The sequence below is a fragment of the Sphingobacteriia bacterium genome (genome assembly GCA_017304685.1).
Lineage (GTDB): Bacteria > Pseudomonadota > Alphaproteobacteria > Rickettsiales > 33-17 > JAFKLR01.
The window spans coordinates 1,138,980-1,160,999 of record JAFKLR010000003.1 but is presented as its reverse complement, the minus strand read 5'-3'; the positions used below and the strand labels follow the sequence as shown (position 1 = coordinate 1,160,999).

Here is a 22,020-nt window from a genome sequence, read left to right as displayed (position 1 = left end):
CTGCTTTTATCAGTTCCAACTTTTTTACAAGCAAAATGAAGAGGTGTGCGGCCTGTACTTTTCTGAGCATTAGGATTTGCGCCCTTATTAAGCATTGTTTTAATTAATTGTTCGTCAGGATTTTGAGCATTTGCTGCAAAATGTAATGGGACTTGTTGATGCTCGTCACGTGCATTTACGTTAGCACCTTTATTAAGAATAGTAATGATTTTATTTGGATCTTCTCTATCTTCAACCATAAAATGAATTTGTTTTCCAAGCTCATTGCTTACTTTTAAAACATCTTGAACCTTTGATTTAAGGGTTTTAATGTCTTTTTCTTTTAAACCATTTTGCTTAGCATAAGTTTGAATATGGTAATCGATATTTTTTGCAAAATCATCATTAGCAACAGCTAAGCTAAAGAACCTTGGTGTTGATGCGGGAGCGGTATATTTAAAGCCGATAGTATCATCTGCTTTTTTATTCTTTTGCACATTTATATTGTCTTTTGCTATTCCATCAATAGCTGCTTGTATTACAAGGTTAGGTCTTTGAGAATAATATCTTGCAAATGTAGCTTCTTCTTGAGGTGAAAGAGTTTTTTTATCAATATCAAAGTTAATGTATAAATTAGGATCACGAATCGGTTCGTTTAAAAGAGATGGAGATTCAAAGCGTTTTTCAAACCATTGCTTATAAATAGGATTACTTTTTTCACTAAATGTATTAGACATACACGAAAACCAGCCTTTATCGCAAACAATAACTAATTCCTCACCAGTACTTTTGTCTTTTATTTCAATAAACCCGCTAAATAAATTACCATTTAAATTTTTATGATTTTTATCAAAATTAAAGAATATTCCGCCGTTTTCTTCAATACCTAAATGTATTCCACCATGTTGGTGATTAAATTCATGCCAAGTATTAATATGTTTCTTACCCTTATTATCTGTATTATTTTCGATTTCTTCCATTCCCATAGGCAAAGTTAATCCTTTACCAAAGTAATTATCTTTTAAAGCGTTTGCAATTTCAGGGCTTAAAAATTGAATACCTCTATCCCCTAAATAAGCTGTTTTATAGTTAGAGAAAAACTGATTAGCATAATTATTATTCAAAAACTTAGTTACTTGTTCAAAGGTACCATCGTCAAATTTTTTAACGGTTACTTCAAAGTTTTCTGGAAGGGAATGATGGTTTTTCATGATGTTAAACCTATTGAGTATTAATACAAACGTTAAGATTTGGTTAAATCATAATATTTTTATAATTATTTGTCAATCTATGGTAGAATTATATAAAATTATACATTAAAAAATATAATTAATACCTTATGTACTTATTTCCCTTTTACATTGCCAGGATTTTCTATATCAACTTTTTTAGGAAGGCTAGAATCTACTGTTTTAGGTTCTATAGTTTCTTTTGGAGTTATTGGTTTAGCTTCAACCTTACCTTTCATATTTTCCCCCACGCTCTTAGCTTCATTCATAGCCTTATTTGCTGGGTTATCATGGTTATGATGATGGTGGTGATGAGGATTCTCAGCTTGACCCTGTTTCATTCCTGCTTCAAACTGTTTTTGAGGAGTCGCTGCAGTTTTAGCAGCTTCTACAAGCTTAGCGTCGTTTACTTTATCATCGCCATATAAATTTTGTAACTCGGTTTTTCTTTGCATCTCTTTTGAGTCTTTATCTTGACCATTATCTTTCTTATTTTCTCTCAAATTTTCCTGATTTAAACTCGTGCGTTCTTCTCTAAAGTTATTTTCAGGGGTAGTTTTGCTAACGCTTTCAATACTCTTAAGTAAATCTGGGTTTCTTTCAATATTTTCAGCTACTTTAGTTATGTTTTTTGTATTAACAACTTCTGCAGTAGGATCAAAAGGTATTCCTTTGTCTTTAGGGTTATCCTGAGCTTTACCTTCACTAGCTCCATTTTTAAGAGCGGCAAGAGATTCATTACTTTGTTTAGAAGGATTTTCTTTAGATTGACTTTCTTGTTGTTGCTGTTCATTACTTGCAGCTTTTGAGGCTTCAGCTTTACCTTGAAATTCTTTTATAAGGTCATCTTTTATAATGGCTTTATCAGCCTGAGGCTCTAATCCAAGGAAAGTTTTAGCAGATGCTATAATGAAATTAGCTAAAACCTTAGGTAATAGGAAATTCATAGCTTTCTTAAGCCAACTTTCTTTAACACCAATCTTTTCTAATAATTCTAATTCCTCTGGTGTTAATTTAATATCACCTTCAACTTTTAACTTTTCGAGAACACCTTCTAACTTTTCTAAAAGTTCAGGTTTACTAAGTTCACCTTTAGCGCCTTCCTTATTAGAATTTTTTTCTTGTTCCTTAATAAATTCTTCAACTAGCTTAATAACTTCCTGCTTCTCTTCTTTGCTAAGAGAATTAATCTTCTTAAGTTTTTCTTCTAATTGTTTATCTCTTTCTGACATTAAGTCCCCAAATTAGCAAAGAAATAGATATATTAATCTATTATTAATTATTTAACATTTCTAGGTTAAAGTCAAGAATTCTAATCTATTAATAGATAAGCATTTTAAATATTACTTTAATTTATATATAAGCTGCTGAAATATATTAAATTATCTATTTAAGGAATTATTAAAACTGTAGTTACTTAGATAATTAGTTACACAAGTATGATTTTGAGCTTTTGCTCTATCTAAAGGTGTATTATATCTTTTATCTTTAATATTTAAATCTGAACCTGCATCAACAAGTAGTTTAGTAAACATTATTGAATTTATATCTATTGCAATGTGTAAAGGTGTTTCACCTTCAATATTTTTTAATTAATATTAGCCTTAGATTTTATCAGTAGTTTTGTGATATCCTTGCGAAGATTTCTAACCGTGTAATTTAGTGGAGTCCAGCCCCATTTATCTTGTGCATTTATATTTGCATCTCTTTTAATTAATATTTCTACAGGTTTTATAGAACCTGCTTTCAAAGCATTGTGTAGTAAATTACAATTATCTTTATCGATAGCATTAATATCTGCACCTCTATTTAGTAAGAATTCTAAATTAGCGAAGTTTTTAGCGTTTTCTAATGATTGATTAAGTTGTGAATTTAATTTTTCTAGAGCATTTAATATTTCTTTAACTGCTATATTATTGTCAGCTACTTCTATAAACTCATTAGTAAGGTACACATCCCATAAATAGTTCAATAATCTTGGATCAGAATATCCTAAGTATTTACCACTTATATCAAGTTTTACATACAAATCACCTTTTTCAATAGCTAAAAGGACTTCTTTAAAAGGAGGAAGGTATGAGTTGTCTACTTTAGAATCATAAACAGGGTTATTCAATTTACTAAATTGTATGACTTTTTCGTTAGAATCAATGAAATTTGAATCTTTATCCATATCATCAGCAAATAATTAATATATTAGCTATTATGAAACATATTATTGATTAAGTCAATTATTCGGAATTAGAAATAATATGTCCTAAAGACGATTTCTTATCACCCTATTTTGTAAAAAATATAGAGTGTAGGAATAATGTACATATCGAAATTAGTCCTATAATCAAAGCCTTATAAAGTGCACTTAAAAAAATGAATTAAGAAATTGCTTTAACAAATAGTTAAAGATATATTAAATAAAAAAGAAGTATTAATGAGATATCATGAGTAAAAAAAAACAAAAGGTTAACGAAGATTATAAATATTATTTTGATGATAGCTCTTCTGAAGAGGAGGAGAGAGATAATCTAAATGAATTTGGAATAGATGAATTTAATGAATCTATAATGAGTTTAAAGAGTTTAACTGATACTTCTAAAAGTGATCGTACTTTATCATTTATAGCGCATGAGCTAGGTTTAAGGATACTTTACTCAAAACAAGTTGCTGAAATATATTATCCATTAAAACTACAATATTTAACTGATAGTGAAGTATTATCAGATGAAATTTTAAAAAAATGTATCAAAAAAGCGGTAATTAAAACTTTTGAAAAACATCCTACTACTGATAAAAACGCAGTTAAAAATGTTATTGATAAGTTTAATGAATTAATGCTAAAAGATAAAAGAAAATTTATTAAAGCAATTTTTAGTAATAACCTTCAAGCAATAATACCATACTATAACATTGTTTCACTATTCAAATTCAAATGTAAAACAATTAAATTAGATGATAAAGATATCCAAAAAATTATAAAAGAAATTTATCACAATATAGGTGTAAAACTAATTTATAAACCAGGTGAATTAGATAAAGCTCGTATTAAAGTTAATAGCTCAGTTAAAATCAATTTAAAACAATTAATAATTCGCGAAAATAGTTCTATAAAGAAAAATATAGCTGAATTATTATTAAAACCAACAAGTAATATTAGTTTAACAACCTTTATTGAAAAACACTGCAAAGGTGTAAAAAAACAAGAATTTGATAACAGTGGTTTATTTTGTAATACTTTGCAGAAAGAATTTTATAAAGCTATTAAGGCAGCTTGTTTTAACGAGGTATATAGAAAGATATTAACTAATAGTTTTACAATTTGCTTAAACCAAGATTCTACTATGGCAAATTTTCTAGCATATTTGAGGTTAATGAATGTTTCAAATAGAAGAGTAATGAAAAATTTAAAAGATAATGATAATTGTCTTGAAGATGACCAGGAAATTTTAAGCAGATCAATTATGTTTCCAGGTTTGGAAAGTGCAGCAAATGAAAAACAGGTTATCTATACAAAAAGTTATTCTCGCAGTGATATAGTTGAAATTAATAAAACGGCTAATAGCGGTAGTTATAGCGGTATTAATAAAGTTATAGAAAACATTAAAATTAACTATGAAGTCGATGATAAGCAAATTGCCAAATGGATTAGACAGGCTTTAAAAGGGGAAGGTTTAAAGATTATAGAGTCTTTGAATGGTTTTAATAGTCATAATAAAAACCGTTTAGCAGGTTTTATAAATTCTTTAACTTACCTTCTGTTTGGTACGGAAGTTGTACGAAATCCAGGGTCATTAATCACTAACTTTATGCTTTTAGAACTTATTGAAGCTAAAAAAATGACTTGGGATCAAGCTTTTGAAAAGCAAATGATGCCAATGGCTATAGAAAATGCAGTACCAGCCGCAAGATGGATGCATAAAAATTATCAAACTGCCATAAACTATTCATATGACTACACGAATGAAAATTTCTCAGCAGAAAATGCTCAAGAATTAAATAAATTAATTACCTTAGAAGCGAATATTTTAAGTAAATGGTTATTACTTAAAGGGATTAAATTAAAAGAAGGTATCGATCAATTAAAAATTATCAATATTATTATTGAAAATGTGAGTGATTGGTATGGAATAAATATCGAAGCTACAAAATTAAAAGCAGAAATATTTAATTATTATAGTTTTGATGATTTTGAATTAGATGATCTTTATGAACTTAATTTAAATCAATTAAATATTTTACAAAATATTTTCTCTCAAAATGAAATGTTAGAATATTATGAATGCTATCAGGCTATAAAAAAACTATATGCGGAAGAAATAGAATTAACAGTAATCATCAGCTTTTATGAAGACTCAAAGCAAAAGCTAATTGATATGTCAAATGATGCAGTAATAGAGTTTTTAAGTAATTGTAATGATGAAGTGGATATTGAAGAATTGAGTGACTTATATGATGTGGATGAAGATAAATTCTGGGCATTAGTTAGAGATAGAGATAATTTGATGGAAGAACATAGTTTTAAAGAAATTTCCAAATTATATGATAAATTAAAAGAAAAATATAAAGGTCAGTATTTTGGGACTAGCCTTTATGATAAAATTAGTAGTGAACTTAATAGATATTCAGGATCAAGTAACAGTTCAATTTCAGCAACTGATTCAAATAGTCTTTCTTCTAGTGATGAAAGCTCTTCTAATGAGATAGACACTTACTATTGTAATATTTCTTATGAAAATCCAATATTGAACGATCCTAAAATTGCTGAGTTAATTAAAATAGCTAGGAATACTTACGGTATAGATAGTATTAATAAACTAATCAATATAGGGTTATCGCAAGAGTCCTTTTTAAAATTTCAAACTCTTAGAAGATTTGTCTCTGATTCATATGCAATAGATTTTTTTATGAGAGAGAAAGAGACAAATAATGTTAATAAATCCAGTTCTTATAGTGAAGAAATTTTAAAAAGTAGATTGAATCAAATAAAACCTTCAAGATGTTCTTAACTTAATAAAAGAGAGAGTTTTTCAAGAACTTGTTGTTTAACGCCTTTAGGTGCCTTTTGAAGGAATTCTGCATTTCTAGCTTTCCAATCAAAGCTTTTAACATGATCGGCTAAAATAGCTGAAGCACTATTATTTATTTTTACTTTTACTTCAAAGGGATAGTTTTTAATTTTAGAAGTAATAGGGCAAATAATACATAAAGAAGTTTTTTTATTATATATTTTAGGTGTAAGCACAATAGCAGGCCTTCTTTTTGCTTGCTCACTACCTGCTTGGGGATCAAAATCAATCCAAATTATATCACCTTTATCTGGTACGTATTCCATGGTTAATCAATATTCTCCGCACCAATAGAATAACCGCTAGATATTTCATTATGTAAATTATCTGGGGTAATATCATTTAATAATTTATTTAATAGACTTTTACGGTCATTAATTTTCTCAATAACCAATGATTTATTAGCGTTTAGTTTTAAATTACCAATAGTACCATCATTTAAACCTAATTCTTCGGCTACGCTTTTTGGTATTCTTACAGCTATACTATTGCCCCATTTAGAAAAGTGAATTTGCATAATATACCTTTATATGTTTGTATATACAATGTATATCTTATATTATGGTAAAAGTAAAGCAAAATATAATACTATTGCGATATTTAAGAAGAATTTAGTGGCATTTATAAACTGTCCTAAAAACGATTGTTTTCTTGATTATTAAAATCTATCTCAAAATATTTAAAATACTATTTAGAAATTTGTAAATAAATCAATATAAGAAAAAGGATTAAAGCAAATCATATAAAAATGATTTTCTTTCATTATGTTTTATAAAAAAGGTTTTATATTATTTACCAATAAGTTTTTTTCAATATTCTATTTTCTAAGCTTAATACGCTAAACCTATAATATTTTGAAGTGTATTAGTCTTGTGTAGGTTTATTATTTAGCGATTTTATGCCATTTTTGATAAGTTATTCATATATTGACTAATAGTTTAAACTAAGTTTATAACAATTAGAGATATTAACCAAAAAATTAGTGAGTTTTTATGTCCTTAAACAGCTATAATATGCAAGATAATAATAGAAATGATACGCCCCTGTTATTTGAGTTACCGGCTGAGATTATTGAGATCATATTATCGAATTTGGATAAAGAGTCTTTACTTAATTTTTTCCAAATTAACAATCATGCTGCAAGATTTAATTTTTTAAATATAAACGATTTAAATAGTGAATTATATAAATTAATAAAGATGTTTAAGGATAATTATGGGTTATATAATGCACAAGAAATTAGATCTTTAATTGCTACCTTACCTAACAATTTAAAACAATTTCTTATAAATACCAAAGTAAATTTTACTTTAAACCCATTTAATTTGCTTGCTGGGCAAGTACAATTATATGACGCGTTAACAAATAAAGATTTAGAAACTGATAAGAGGTTAGAAATAATTACCTCTCTTCTTCGTTCAGGAGTATATATTTCGCAACAGGCTGCTAATTTAGCAAATGAAGAGATAAAAAGTTTTATAAAAAAGGTTTCCGAGGCTCAATCGATCATGAGTTATGGTATTGTACATGATATAAATAAAAATTGTTTTTACAACATTAGAGATAATAACCTAAAAACTGTATTATTTTACATGATATATAAAGGTTATCCTATATCAGAAATTGAGAAATTATTAGATACTGGTGCTGAAGTAAATAATACTGGGGCTATACATTTGGTAAGCAGAGCTAATGTAATGCTAAGGGAATTAACATATTTTGAAAATATTATAAGTCTCTTAATTAGCAAAGGTGCCGATATTAATGAAGTATGCAGGCTACCTAATACTTACTATGGAGAATTGCAGGGTGAGGTGCCACTAAGTATTGCTCTATTAAATAATAAACTTAGAATAGCTGAGGTTTTATATAAAAATGGAGCGAAAATAAATGTCAATATTAACGGTAAGCCCTTAATAGTACATCTATTTTCCAAATGGTTTGAAAAAGGTTTGTTACCTAAAGAACAGGTAAGGTTCTTGTTAAATCACGCTGCAGATATTAACGCTACCGATAGTGAAGGTCAAACTTTACTACATATGTTATGCTCGAAGGGTGATTATATTAATATACAAAAGTTGTTTGAATTAGGTTTTAATAATATAAATGCGATTAATCTTCAAGGCAAAACTGCTCTATACGTAGCATGTAGTAATGGCGACGAGTTTATTATTAAGTTCCTACTTAATAAAGGTGCAAAATTAAACATTGGTGATAATAATTATAAATCACCTTTCCATGTTGTTGTGCAAAGGTACCTTGAATTTTCAAATTATTTAGCCTGTTCATATGAGCCATTACCGTTGATAAGTTTATCTATAGCTTTTTTAAATATAGGATTAAATATAATTTCAAAGCCTTTTACTAAAAAACCATTGTTACAATGTATTGTAAAACCATTTGATAACGTATGGTTCTGGCCTACTAAAAAGTATGAGCGTATCCTCCGGTTGATTACAAAAGAAGGTAATATTAATCAAATTGATTCTAAAGGTAGAACAGTCCTGCATCTGGCATGTAAAGATGGAAATATTAAATTAGTCAGCTTACTATTAGAATTAGGTGCTGATATAAATATAGTTGATAGCAAAGGCTGCAAGGCAATTGATTATGCCTTATCAAATTACGAAATTACAAAAAAATCTAACTATAATATTATATTGGAAATGTTAAATAAGGTAGATAATTCTCCAATTACACCTAGAATTTATGCTTCAAATTATCCATCGTCAATTAATTACGATATTGTTAGTAACCAAAGTATAAGGGATAATCAAGATAGGCTTAATGAAGGAACTATCATTAAGAGAAAACAAATATAAATGTGAAATGCTTTAAAAAGCTTTTATAACTTTGGGAACTAAAGATTTTTTACATCATTATACACCCACCTTTACTTTCTACTTCTTTTATAATCAAGAAACTATTAAGTTCCGCTGATTGAAGTAAACCTAATTTTACCCACATTTCTTTTAGCCATGTAGCACAATTATGCTGATTTTTAGATACAGTTGGTATAGCGCTATAAGTATAAGCAGTGATTGTTCTTTGTGATTCCAGGATATTACTTTTTAACTCTTTAAGTTTACTTTTACTTATTTCGACAGTTTTTGAACCAGTTCTACTTTTAAAATCAGGTAATTCCTCTGGTGAAAAATATCTGAATTTTATAAACATTTCTTTTGTATCTGGATCACAATATAAATCTGCTTTCAGAATATATCTTTGACCATAATCTGAGAGAGCCTCTATTAACATTGATGCATGTTGAGCTGTAGGTAAACCTCTGTAAACATATAATCCAGATACAGCATTATCAGTAGTTAATAGGGTTGTGGGTCTTAACAAGCTATAAACATTCGACTTATATGAAATAAACTTAGTATTAGGTAAGTAAAATTTATTTTTATTATTATAATTATTTGAATCAAAATATTTTGTATAATTATAAGCTATATGCGGTATATTATTTCTTAAACTATTTTCTATAGGACAATTTTCATTTCCTCGCATTATAAAATTCATTGATATGTCAATGTATTTTAAATTGTTCCTTGCGTTAACGCATATCTCGAGTGTATTTATACTTTCATGAGTGCAAAAAATTTGATTTTGAGCAAGGCTAATAAATTCTAAATTAGGACACGTATTAATATTTCTAAGTTTTTCAATCAACCTGCCAAGGCCACTATTTGTTATATTATTATTATTTAATAGTAATATCTTTAAATTATTAAAACGAGCCAAATTGTTTAGTAAAAACTCAAACGTATTATCACTAAGATTATTGTAACTTAAATCTAAAACCTCAATATTGTTTATATAAGGTAAAATTAAAATTTGTGATTGTATGTAATTTCCAGGTTCTAAAGTGTCATTTGGAATTTTTATCCGATAATAATTCGATAAAACTTGGGTGTGATCCTGATTTCTTAACTTTCTAAAGTTAATTGCATTTATTAATTCCAAATATTTTTGAATAAATTTTACATCAATAGGCTTATCAAGTTTTGAAATTTTCAAATTCTTAAACCAGTCTTTGAGAGGGTTAAGTATTAAATTATTTCTAGCAATGTCATTTTGATTTCCTGATATCAAAGAGTGTATATTACAAATTAAGCTTTCAAAACAATTAGCATTTGTTGGAACCTGAAAATTATAATTAAATAAATTTGTTACTGTATTTTCAATAAAACTGCTTAAAATGGCATTATTAGGAATAGGTCCTTTATTATGAGGAAGATTTTTTAAATTATTGAAACTAACAATGGAAGAAGAAAATTTACTACCTTTAATTAAATTAGCTACTAAATATATTGGTAAATCAGTTTTACATAAACGACTACCATGAACATAGAACCAAATTACTTTTAAATTATTATTGTTATGATATAAAATTAACAAGCTTTCTTTACTATTAACTTCATTTAGTGCATATACAATTTGAAAATTATTATCATTTAAGGTTACGGTCTGACCATTAAATCCAAGTATTGGAGAATTTAACTGATTTATAGGAACTACATTAGGTGGTGAAACTCGCTCTCTTCTTAAAACCTCTGTCCAATTAGTAAAATAATTGTTCTCTGAAATAGTTTGGCAGCCAGTTATATTTAGCCTTAAAGATTGAAAATACAATAAATCTTGCCGCGAAACGTTTAAGACTGACTGAAAATTAGTATTATAAAGGCTTGTTCTACTATTTTCACAAATAGCAAATTGCTGGCCTAATTTCTTCAATTTTTTAAATATAATATCTTTATATCTATTTGTTATAATCACACCATTTGCTTGAACTTTATAAGTTTGATAACTATGTCTGCCATAAATTTCACTAATTTTCCAATCAATTGGTTGATTAATAAATTTATTAGTAGTAAAGCAATATGGTATTGCTCTTACAACATTTTGCTTTTGATCATTGGGAACAACTATAAGTTGGTTGTTCTCTTCCAAATAATTTTCAATTTCATAATTTCTATGCATTAATGGCAAAAAATTTTCATTTCTACAATTAATGCTTTCGTTTGATTTTTTAATATAATCCTCGTTTATAAGTTTATTACACTCATCTTCAATTAGCTTCAGTTTAGTTATAAAAGAATGTAACATTTCATGTAAAAAATTATCATTAGTAATAATTTCATATGAAAACGATTCACCAAACTCAGAAGAATATTGCAATTGTAAATTGCTATTAGAGATATTAATATTTACAGTTCCATATTTAAATATGCCTAAACTTAAAATTTCGTAGTTATTTGTTTCTAAAGATGAGTGAGGTAAAATAACATATTCTGTATCATGGAAAAATTTAGTAAATTGTTTTATTTTACTTAGTTCTTCCGAAATTCGTTCAATAATTTTATCATGTAAATTTTCTGTTTTATCATCAATGTAACTTGTTATTAAAAAGTCCACTTTGTCAAATGCAGTTGACAATATTTTGCGTAGCTCTTTTAATTGTTTCATTCTATAATATAATATATATCTGCAACGTTCAGTTAAATCCAATCTGTTATCATTAGAAGGATTATACAAATCCTGATATAGTTCAGTGTAAGCATTTTTAAAATTATTAATATCAGCTTCTAATTGATTAAAATTTAAAAAATGTTTAAATTCAAATTTTTTATATTGATTTAGATTATGGTAATCATAGGGAAATATGTCACGTATATAATATTCATTAATTTCAGTACCATGCTCTAAATCATAAGCTTTAACATAATTTTGGTTTCCAATCATTAATTTAGTTTCTTTATCGAATAGTATTAATCCATATTCTTCTGCGGAGGTAAAAGATGTATTTCCAACGTCATGGTTAATAATTATTTCTCCAGTAAATTTATTAATAATTAATATTGCTGGGGATGATATATATGAATCTTTAAACTTTTTTACCGTATAATCATCAACTGTAATGGCAATTAAGGAATGGTTTAAATTTTGTATTTTTCTTATTGTGTGACGTTCTAATGAAAAAATTTTTCGATATTGAATTAAATTTCCTTGTTGACCAAATCTTTGAAGTATTGAAAAATAATAATGAGATTCTTTATGTACTATAATTAAATGCTCTAGGTTATCCGACAGTGAATAGAAATAATAATTCTTATTAAAATTAATTAAATTATCCAAAGAATTTTCTTCATTGTAACTTCCATTAGTTCTGTATATTAACCTCTCATCTTTCATTATTTGTTCAAAATCTATTTCATTATATATCTCTCTCATACTAAGATAATTAATACTTTTTGTAATAGTTTTAAATTTATTATTATTTATGTCATATATAACATATTGGGTTGGCTTAATATTATTAAAACCAAATTTATCAAGATTTATAAATATTAATTTATTTGTATTCTCAATTATAAAAACATTTGTTGACTTATCTAAATATGTATTTGAAGGAATTTCAAAATTACCCTGAAATTTTTTTAAATTTATGTCATATATGCGTAATATTTGGTAAATTTTGTTATTACCTTGTACTTTATCAACAAAAATTAAATATTTACCAATATTACGAGCTAAAATTCTTCTTAATATAATCTCATTTTCATCATATTTAATAATACCTTCTAAACTATTATCAAATATAGAATTTTCAAGGTTAGAATAGGACAGATTAGTATTATCTAATTTAGATTTGTCGAATTTAACTCCCCTTAAGTCAGCATGAGATAGGTCTATGCCGGTTAAATCTGTCTCACGTAAATCAGCAGCCGGTATTTTAACCTTGCTCCATTGTTTATTCTTCAGGTCGATATTCATGTAATTTAAAAGTGTGGCAATGTTTGATGAAAGAATGCTTATATCTTCCATAACCGCAGATGCTTCAACCACTTGTTCTAATAAAGTAACTACTCTTCGTATATCACTGATTTTTGTTTCGTTATTATTGAAATTTTGTAACCTTCCGGGATAAATCAAACGACTAGCTATGCCATTTAATAAGTCAGGATCATCTGCTAATATTTTTTGATTTAAAATTGATTGTTTTAATTTATTGGGATCAAGGTATTTTAATTGAAAATCTTGATTAAAATTACTATAAGCATTCAGTAACTCATCTACAATCACCTCAATTACAAAAAACTCTAATATTGATTTATGTCTAAAACTGTATTTATAAAGTTTTTTATTTGCATCATTAGGGTCAGGACTTTCTTCAATTGTTACCAGGCAACTTTCTTTTTGCCATTTTTCATCCCTGTTACGGCTATATTTTTGTGGATATTGTCTACTATAACTTTCAAACAAATTGTTAAAAAAATTATACCATGGATTCTCTCTGTCTTCCTGATAAATAATTAAATTGACTCCGGGCTGAAACTGGCGGTTTTCAGCTTTTTCAATAAACATTTCTTTAGCTAAATCTTTTGCAAAAAGAAAGAACATGTCGAAAAAAAATTGTTTCTGCTCTAAAGAATCTGAAAGTAAAGCAGTGCATTTTTTTTCAGAATCTTTAGAAAAACTGCAATACACATATTTACTAATTAAAGTGTATTTATCAATATTTTCTAACTGCTCACTTTGTGCTAACTGTGGAATAAATTCTACTAACCTTGAAAGCATAAATGGATTACTAGCAAGCTCATTTAATTCGCTTGAACGGTTAAGAGTAGTAATATATTGAGCTAAATTATTCCAGGGTTCAGTTAATTGATTTCCCTTACTTCTAATATATTCAGAAATATATTCACTTATTTTAGAAGAACTAAGTTGATTTATTACTATTTCATCATATAAAGCGGGTTGTTCTATATCGTTAGAATTTATAGGATAAAAAAGCTGTTTGTAATTATTAGTTGTCTGCAAATATTGTAAACGTGCAGAAGTTATTACTTTTAAATTTTTAAAAGGTTTAATTATTCTTGCACCTTCGCTACGGCCATTAAAATAATTCTTTTTAAACAAATTTTCACCTTTAGCATTTGTCATTTCATCGTATCCGTCTAGTATAAAATGCCAAGTGTAGGTTGATTTTAAAATCTCTAAAACTTGTTCCTCAATTTCAAAATTACATATACTTTCCAGATGATTTTTGAAAATTTCATCTATCTTTTTAATAGAACTTAAAGAAATAAAAAGTGTAATTATGTGATCATTTTTATTATAATTACGCCAAAATTTAGCAGTTATTTGTTTCAAAGTAAAAGTTTTACCAGAACCAGAATCACCAGTAAGTAATAAAGATGATTTGCTACTTGCAAAAAAACTTTCAATTATTTTTTCAATGCTATTATTTTCGCCATCAATAGATTCACTTTTTTTATCTAAGGGCACGTATAAAGTTTCTTCATAATAAGCATGCGTATAGTAATGTTCAATGTGAGCTATAATATTTGCGGCTTTATTATTATAAATACTAGCAATGTTTATTTCAGAATTGCTATTTTTCATAAGTAACCTCTTAGTTTTAAAATTAATTAGGAGATAATTTTTTATATATTAATATTATATATATTAAGAAAAGCATACAAATAAAATCTTAATGAGTTAAAATGAATATTTACAAAAAGTAAGTTATTGGTAAAGTATTAATTGAAGTTTCATACTTATTTTAGTAGAAATTTTTGATTAATAATAACTTATATGGGTATGTGTTATGAGAGAGCGCGTAGATGTTAAAAGTGCTTATACTGAAGAAATGCTTCGTGATAATGCAGTTATAGTTAGAATTTGGAACTCACGTCTGGGTGCAGTGTCAAAATTTAATGTAGGTCATGTTTCAATCGAATTATCTAATAACAGATATATTAGCTTATGGCCTTCAAATTCAGGAGGGATTAATATGTCAAATCCTGAGCAGGACGTGATTAACGAAGATAATCATCAGCCAGATTTAATTTTAAGATTTTATGGATTAAATACTGCCGCAATTCAACAAGAAGCTGAAAATTTTTGTAATAAAGTTTTAAATAATGAGGCAGGGTGGTCATTAATAGGGTATGTTAGTGAAACACCTTCTGAAGATGTGTCTCATAGTTGTGCTTCGTTAGCTTTAAGTTTATTATTGGTTGGAGGATTAGGAAAATATTTTACAAAAAATGATGAAATTAAAATTTCTTCTAAAGCTTCTTCAAAATCATCTCAAGCTTCATCGATGTCTACACTTGCATCAATTGGCAGTACTTTAACTTCTACAACCGGAAGTGTAGTATCAATTGTTGAATGTGCTTATCATAAAGTTCTAGCATATCCAAGTTTAGAAAGATTAGGTGAAAAAATAACTTCAACTAAAGAAGCTTTAGAAAATGCTTCTGAATTTTTAAATAAAAAAGCGCAATATAAAACGTTTGTATTTATTGAAATGCTTACAGGGCCATTCATACCTAGCCCTGATTATGTTGAAATCAAATTAAAACAAGCAAAAAATCATGAAATGACTTTACCTGAATTTGCAAATGTAAAAAACTTGGAAAGACTAGTAAATGAACATGTGCCACTTGCAAATCAAAAAAATTGTATAGTTATGTAATTTAGGGAAGGGTATTTATACCCTTCTACAAATTAACAACTAAAAAAATATTTAGTTTCATATATTTTTCTATTTTTAAATTGAACTGTCCTAAAAACGATGGTTTATGAGATTAATTTTTAGTGCTGAAAATTATAAGGGAGTTGAAAGAATTATGTGTGTCAAAACTCATCTTAATATCAAAATCTTATAAAGGGGTGGTTTTGATAAAGAAATACCCTTCTAAATGTATAATCAAAAAGAAGGGTAGGGGTAACTAAGAATTAAAATTACGTTGAATTATCTTCGCAGCTTGTTCAGTTGCTTTTTCTAGATAGTTTCTGTAATTATTACTATTTTTTAATGTTTTAAAACAGTAATTAAAAAATCTAGGTAAAGCATTAGTTTTAAAGATAAAGCGATCACTTAAAATTGCTAAACCAGTAACATACAAGATAAGCCCAAGAGGCTTTAAAATATTGAAAATAATATTTTTCTTAGAAGGACTATCTTTTATGCTGCTATTATTTTGAGCATTTTCATTTGTTAATAATTGATTAGGTTGAGCGTTATCGTCTGCATTACTTTTAGTAGAACTCTCTATAGGTTCTTTTAATTGCGCTTTACTAGAAACATTATTTTGAATATTTCTACTATCAATTAAATTTTTATGGTTAATTAATATTCTATATATTAATTCACGGTCAGGTCCAAATCTCATTATTTCAAACACAGATTGGCCGGAATTATTTTTTATAGTAATATCAGCCCCTTTTTCTAATAAAAATTTTACAATTGCTGTTTTTCCGTACATTACTGCATAATGTAAAGGTGTTTCATTGTTATAATTTAAAGCATTAACGTCATAACCTTCATTGTATAATAATTTAACAATATCGATGGCATCTGTCCCACATGCTACATGAAGGTAAGTGTGTAAATTTCCTTTCTGTATATAAGGCTTAGGTGAATATTTAAATAATAGTTCTACCATCTCAGTACGCTTTAAACCTATAGCCCAATACACAGGGGTATAATCTTCGTGATCTAACGAGTTAACTAAATCTGAATTTAACTGTAATAAAAATTCTGCTATATTTTTAAAGTTTTTTCTGCAAGCTGTATGTAAAATATTTGATTTATTATTTTTTGTGTCGAAAACTAAGTTAGCTCCTTTTTCTCTTAGAAATTTTACTAATTCTAAGTTACCTGTTGATACAGCGAGTTCTAGTGGATAGTCTCCATCGTTAGTAACGTCATTAACATTGGCATTATTTTGGATTAATAGTTTAACTATATCAAACCTTTGAGAAGAGAAATCAAGTGAATAATTATTATAATTAAGAGCATAATGTAAAGGTGTAAAACCATTAATATCTTTTGCATTTACATCTAAACCTTGTTCTATGAAAAATTTAACGCCTGAATAATTACCTTTTTCACATGCAAAATGTAAATACGTTTTTCCAGTGGAATCTTTAAGTTTAATATCAGCGCCTCTACTCAAAAGTAATTGAGTAGCTTTAGAATTTTCTGTAGAAATAGCATTATACAATGCTGTATATCCATACTTATTAAAATGATCAATATTTAATCCTTTATCTAATAAAATATTCAATATATCTATATTATCTTTTTTGGACTCGGCTGCGGAGATTAAAAGATTATTTTTTTCATAATCTATAACATGAACATCTGCATTTCTTTCAATTAAATCTTTTGCAATATCAAAAAATTCCCACTTTATAGCAATTGTCAAAGCAGTTTCATTATACTTATTTTTTTGATCTATATCTGCACCACTTTGAATTAATAATTGAGATAGTTCTTTTCCAGCGTAACGAATTGCATTATGAATAGGGGGCTCTTGACTACTACCGTATAAGTTTAAATCAGCTCCATTAGCGATTAATAATTCGCATATATCTTTATTTTTACTTAATATAGCATAATCTAAAGGATTATCATAATTATTATCCGAAATCTTTAAACTAACTTTTTTTTCTTCAATTAATATTTTGGCAATAAGAAAACATTTATTATTTATTGCTTCAATTAAATGAGTTTTAAACCCTTTACCTGCCATATTTAGATTACAGCCTTTATTTATTATAACCTTTGCGTATGTTTCATAATTTTCTCTTATAAGAAAATTTAAAAGAGTATCTAGTTGGGCATTTCTGGCATTAATTATAACTCGAGTTTCTTTATCATTTAAGGTTTCTAAAATGTTCCAATTAATTATTGGATACTCTCTAAAATCATGTATTTTTTTTAAATATTCAAAAATGTTATGATTTTGTTCTAATATATAAAACGCCTCTTTTAATGAATTATAATCAAAAGGTGTACCTAATGAAATTAAATGCATAATTTTGTTTATACGATCTTGTTCACTCAAGCTTATATTCTCTAGAATTTCAAATAACTGAAACTGCCCCGCAATAAGGTTCCCTATAGTATTTGAGGCATTTACTGTGAAATCGCAAAAAAACTTTTTTGTCTTATTATCAATATTATTATAAATATATATAAGATTAGGAAGTTCATATTCAAGATCAGAATTTGCTACAGCTAAAAGTAATTCTAGGTGTGCATTAAATTTTTTAAATCTGTATTGTTTTAATAATTCAGATATGGTTTTAGGAAGCTTGTACTTAAAAAACTGAAAATCATTAAAATAAGTTATGTTAAAGCAAAGGTTGTCGTTTTCTTTTAAATTGTCTAAAAAATTTTTTAATACAAGAAAGCTTAAAAGCTGATTTTTTCCGCTTTTACCATTAGTAGTTAAAGCATTCAATTCATTTAAAATGTAATATCTTCTTAGTTGTTTATTTTTGCTTATGAAACTCATAAACTCTTTATCATCCATATTATCAGAAACTAAATCCAATATTTCTGAAGGAAGATATTTAAAATGTGAAGAATCAAACATATTTTGATAAATAATTAAAAGTTAATAAATTTAACAAATATTAACTTAAATTTAACCAAATGTCAACATAAGCTTTATTAGAATAAGTAATATTTTTTATTAATAAAAACAATGTTTTACTAGATGTTCAAAGGGTTTTGCCTTTATAATATATATATAAATAACCCTTCTATATTTTATGTACAGAAGGGTTATAAGTTAAAGTTAAGCGTTAAGGTTAGGACCCGATTGAGTTTGTTCGGTTGATTGATCAAGTTTTTTAGCCCAACCTAAGCCGAAAAGATTAGATGCAAATGATCTAACAACATTTTGGTGGTTTTGTTTTTCTTCTTTTGGTGAAAGTAAATTAGCTAAGAAATTTTCACCTAAAACTATAGTTGATATTAAATATAAAGGTTTTACTTTTCTAAGTTGTGGAATAAAGCTTGCGCCAATTATGCTTAATCCACCTAGTAAAATACCTAAAGCTAATTTAATATAATTTAATGAAGTCTTTTTTTCATGACCAGGATTATTCTTATTTTCAGGAGAGGGTAAGTTACTTTGTGTCTTTGGTTCTTGATTTTCTTTTAAATTATTCTCTTCGTGTGCTTGAGTATGCACCCTAGGTGCAGTTTCAACACTAATCTCAATTAACTTATATTGTCTTGGCCTAATATTATTTTTACTAAATTCTTCAAAGTATATAAAATCTTTTTTATTATTAGGAATATTATTTGCTTTATTATCAATAAGAGTAACCAGTTCATCATTATAATTTTTTTGTGTAATAGCTGAATTTTCCCAAATTCTTCCATTATAAGCACGCATTAAAAATTCAATACATAAAGGTCCGCATTCATAACTACTCGAATCTTGGAAAGCTATTGTATTACAATAAATTTCATATTTCCCCTGATCTAAATATTTAATAAATGAAGGTTCCGCTCCATTTGAAGCTGGTTCAAAATAAAATAATCTTGGCTTTATTGGGTTAAGTTTATCTACTAATAAAGCTTGGAAATGACTTCCGGTATGTACAACCATAACAGTAACTTTACCATCAAGCTCAACGTCATCGATACTATCAGCAGTGTATTTAGCATTTTCATCATTAATAGATATCTCTTCCGACATTGGACCAAACATACCATCATTCCAAATTACTATACGATGCTCAGTTGGTAAATTTTCATGATTTTCAAGTTTATTCATAAGATGATAAATATGATTATCTTCATAAGACGGGTAATTTTTAGAATTCATTAAAGATTGAAATCTATCCTTAATTTGATTTGAATCTTCTTTACTATATTCTTTAAAAGTATCTTTAAACATATCATAGCCAAAGCCAGTATTTTTTATATTATGTTTACCCATTCTTTTATCTCCATTTAATTGTTGATTTGTATTATTTTGTTGTTTTTCTTCTACAACTGTTTCATTTTTCTCAATTACTTTTATTCTTTCATTACCTAAAGTAATGTCTAATAATTCATTGATTCTTTTTAATTCTTTTTCTCTTCTGGCTTTTATAATTGTGCTATCGTAATTTTCCTGTCTTACTAACTCTCCATTTTCATTTAATATATGTGGTACATCAAGCGAAGGAACAAATTTATTATTGTCTACTAATAAATCCTTAAAATAAACTTCTGTGATAGCTTTTCTATGTTCATCATTTATTGGATAATGAGTATCAAGATTAAATGGCAAATCGTTAATATTAGTGTTATTTTGTCTTTTGTATTTAGCTAATCTATCAAAAGTTGTATTTTGTATTATTAAAGGTAAGTCTAATTTATCTACCCTTTCAGTGTGATAAGGATTTTCGATAACATTCACAACTTTAAATTCATTGTTACTTATTGCGATTTCATAAATTGCTCTAATCCAACTTAAATCAATAACATCAAAGGATATTTCAAGATTACTTTTACGATGTCCTAATTGTTCATTAGTATGATATCTCATTAAATTAACCACCTCTGTACCTTTAGGTGGCCTAATATCAAGTATATATCCGAATGATACTTGATAAGGGGAAAACGTTTCTTTACAATGGTCAACAGTATATGCGAAAGTTGATTGTAAAGATAAAGAAGTTGAAGTGACAAAACTAGCATCGTCATCTTTCCATTTGCAATTAAATTCAGCTGGTAAGTGATATTTGAACAAGCTATCAAATCCTTTACTGTTTGCGCGCCCAATATGATGATCTGCTGTGATACTTTTATTTATACCGCGAAAGAAAACTTCATTACCAGTTGTTTTAGTAATTTCAAATCCAGCAAGGATTCTGTATTCGGAAGCATATAGTTTATGTAATTCTTTATAAATTGTAGAGGCAATTTTATTGTAAAAAGATTGCTTATTTATATTTGAACTTAAAGGTTGATATTCAGTTGGTAGTACATCTGTATCGTATAATTTTTTGGCCAGTTTATCATTATAATATTCTGCAGACTTTAAAAAAATATTGAAATTTAACGTATCAGCTCTAAAAATATGAATGGATTTAAATAATTCATTTAAAATGCCATTTTCATAACCAATTTTAGTAATATTATCTATAGCTTTAAAGATTTCTTCTTCGGTACTATTAATATTATATATTGTGATTAAATTTGCTTTTAATTGAATGAAAATTTCATTACTAAAAACATTTCGTATGTTTTTTAATTCATTTGCAAGGGCAAGATTAGTGGTATAAACAATTAGTTTATCTACATTAGGTAAATAAAAATTATCGTAAAAATATTGAATCTCTTCTAAAGAATATTCTTGAATAGTATGTTGATCGATAAATTTTTCTAATGATTTATCTTTAATTTCTAAATGGTAGTAAAGGATATTTGCAATAGAGTTAATAAAACGATTTTTATGTTCAAATTTGTTTGTTTCTTCATTAAGAACATTAAACTCTCGCCTACGCATAACAAATGTCTCTAAAAGGTGATTTTTAACTATTTCCTGTACTTTGCTCATTAATACTACCATTTATAATTATTTAACGACATTATAATTAATAATAAGTTAAAAAGCAATAAAAAATTAACAAACAGTAAATATAATATATAAATGTTTATATTTCAGAACTTAGAGGGGTAATAAGAAAAGCATGAAAATATGTTTATGTCGTATAACGTACCTTACGCGACACAAACATTGTTTTATCAATATTCTATCTCTAACATTTGTATAAAAATGATTTTTAAATGGATTACCAGAAACAAGCAAAGTTTACGTCGCGTAAGATTTTATAATATAAAATTTCCGAATATCTAATAATTGGGTGGCCATAAAATAATAGCCCATTATATTAATTCAGGGTTTATAATAATCAATTTGACCAATATTCTAATTTAT

General features: G+C 26.9%; 12 protein-coding genes. 3 read left to right on the top strand and 9 right to left on the bottom strand.

Annotated features, from left to right (window positions below):
* From J0H68_05305 to J0H68_05290, 4 genes are all read right to left on the bottom strand, one after another.
* A partial coding sequence (locus J0H68_05305; protein MBN8828106.1) for an ankyrin repeat domain-containing protein occupies positions 1-1,190 on the bottom strand: 1,190 nt, incomplete at its 3' end.
* Between the two features lie 134 nt (positions 1,191-1,324).
* Positions 1,325-2,440, bottom strand: a complete 1,116-nt coding sequence (locus J0H68_05300; protein ID MBN8828105.1) for a hypothetical protein — start codon at positions 2,438-2,440, stop codon at positions 1,325-1,327.
* 150 nt (positions 2,441-2,590) lie between these two features.
* Positions 2,591-2,791, bottom strand: coding sequence for a hypothetical protein (locus tag J0H68_05295; protein MBN8828104.1), 201 nt, complete (start codon positions 2,789-2,791; stop codon positions 2,591-2,593).
* A gap of 5 nt (positions 2,792-2,796) precedes the next feature.
* Complete coding sequence (locus tag J0H68_05290; GenBank protein MBN8828103.1) at positions 2,797-3,381, bottom strand: ankyrin repeat domain-containing protein; 585 nt, start codon at positions 3,379-3,381, stop codon at positions 2,797-2,799.
* 265 nt (positions 3,382-3,646) lie between these two features.
* Here J0H68_05290 and J0H68_05285 point away from each other — a divergent pair, with 265 nt between their 5' ends.
* On the top strand, positions 3,647-6,208 hold the full coding sequence (locus J0H68_05285) for a hypothetical protein (protein ID MBN8828102.1): 2,562 nt from the start codon (positions 3,647-3,649) through the stop codon (positions 6,206-6,208).
* On the opposite strand, the gene mazF is transcribed toward J0H68_05285, so the two are convergent.
* Complete coding sequence (gene mazF, locus J0H68_05280; protein ID MBN8828101.1) at positions 6,205-6,534, bottom strand: endoribonuclease MazF; 330 nt, start codon at positions 6,532-6,534, stop codon at positions 6,205-6,207. The genes J0H68_05285 and mazF overlap by 4 nt on opposite strands.
* 2 nt (positions 6,535-6,536) lie before the next feature.
* Complete coding sequence (locus tag J0H68_05275) at positions 6,537-6,785, bottom strand: AbrB/MazE/SpoVT family DNA-binding domain-containing protein (GenBank protein MBN8828100.1); 249 nt, start codon at positions 6,783-6,785, stop codon at positions 6,537-6,539.
* Between the two features lie 475 nt (positions 6,786-7,260).
* Between J0H68_05275 and J0H68_05270 the strand changes: the two genes are divergently transcribed.
* On the top strand, positions 7,261-9,090 hold the full coding sequence (locus J0H68_05270; GenBank protein ID MBN8828099.1) for an ankyrin repeat domain-containing protein: 1,830 nt from the start codon (positions 7,261-7,263) through the stop codon (positions 9,088-9,090).
* A gap of 49 nt (positions 9,091-9,139) precedes the next feature.
* On the opposite strand, the gene J0H68_05265 is transcribed toward J0H68_05270, so the two are convergent.
* The gene (locus J0H68_05265) at positions 9,140-14,680 is read right to left on the bottom strand and encodes a pentapeptide repeat-containing protein (GenBank protein ID MBN8828098.1); all 5,541 of its coding nucleotides are present in this window, start codon (positions 14,678-14,680) and stop codon (positions 9,140-9,142) included.
* A 205-nt stretch (positions 14,681-14,885) separates the two neighbouring features.
* On the opposite strand from J0H68_05265, the gene J0H68_05260 reads away from it, so the two are divergent.
* Positions 14,886-15,758 carry a hypothetical protein gene (locus J0H68_05260; protein ID MBN8828097.1) on the top strand — a complete coding sequence of 291 codons (873 nt, stop codon included), beginning with the start codon at positions 14,886-14,888 and terminating at the stop codon, positions 15,756-15,758.
* A gap of 256 nt (positions 15,759-16,014) precedes the next feature.
* Here the strand turns inward: J0H68_05260 and J0H68_05255 are convergent, their stop codons facing one another.
* Positions 16,015-18,672 (bottom strand): ankyrin repeat domain-containing protein, encoded by a 2,658-nt coding sequence (locus tag J0H68_05255; protein MBN8828096.1) that lies wholly within the window; start codon positions 18,670-18,672, stop codon positions 16,015-16,017.
* Between the two features lie 204 nt (positions 18,673-18,876).
* Positions 18,877-21,639, bottom strand: coding sequence for a hypothetical protein (locus J0H68_05250; GenBank protein MBN8828095.1), 2,763 nt, complete (start codon positions 21,637-21,639; stop codon positions 18,877-18,879).
* Positions 21,640-22,020: the final 381 nt, after the last annotated feature.